The organism is Saccharomonospora iraqiensis subsp. paurometabolica YIM 90007 (assembly GCF_000231035.2).
GTDB lineage: Bacteria > Actinomycetota > Actinomycetes > Mycobacteriales > Pseudonocardiaceae > Saccharomonospora > Saccharomonospora paurometabolica.
On record NZ_KI912225.1, the window covers coordinates 137,149 to 137,807 of the forward strand.

A 659-nucleotide genomic window follows, 5' to 3' on the forward strand; every position below is an offset into this window, starting at 1 on the left:
CGCAACCGGTGGGCGGCACCCGGACCTGAGCGGGCCGGGCCTGCGTCCGGACCGCGCCCGAGCCGCGCCCGGGCCGCTCAGCCGTCGATCGTGCGGTGTTCCCGGCTCTCCAGCGCCCGCGCACTGCGTTTGAACCGGTTCACCTGCTCGGCCTTCCGCGGCGGGCGGTCGTTGGCGATCAGCACCGCGATCCACGGCAGCGGCACCGACAGCACGATGAAAGCCAGTGCCAGCCACCACGTCTGATAGAAGACTCCCGCGAGAACCAGGCAGGGGAACCGCAGCGCCATCATGATGGCGTACTTGCGCCTGCGGACGGCCTGCTCGTCGTCGTGGGAGGGCGCAGCCTCGGTGATCAGCACCGGAGCGGCGTGCCTGTCGCGCTCGTTCACCGCTTCACCTCCACCCGCCCCATGCTCCCACCGGGTGGGGCCACGCGACACCCGGGGACACCGGGAATCCCGCGGTCACGGCACGTGGGATGATACGGAGTCGTGAACGACGCCCTTCCCGACCTGTCCCCGGAGTTCTGCGCCCGGCTCCGGGAGGCGCTGCAGCGGGCACGGTACGACGCCGACGGCGTGGTCGCGGTGCTCGGCGGGGCCGCACACGCCGCTCTGGGACGCGGGGAACCGGAACCCGCGGCCCGCGCGGCCCGG

2 protein-coding genes are annotated in these 659 nt (G+C 73.3%); one reads left to right on the plus strand and one right to left on the minus strand.

Features of this window, described 5'->3' with window-relative positions; translation table 11 throughout:
* Nucleotides 1-77: 77 nt before the first annotated feature.
* On the minus strand, nt 78-392 hold the full coding sequence (locus SACPADRAFT_RS0209395; RefSeq protein ID WP_007027886.1) for a DUF3099 domain-containing protein: 315 nt from the start codon (nt 390-392) through the stop codon (nt 78-80).
* Nucleotides 393-494: 102 nt separating this feature from the next.
* Here SACPADRAFT_RS0209395 and SACPADRAFT_RS32545 point away from each other — a divergent pair.
* On the plus strand, nt 495-659 hold a 165-nt coding region (locus tag SACPADRAFT_RS32545), incomplete at its 3' end, for a DUF7059 domain-containing protein (protein WP_007027887.1).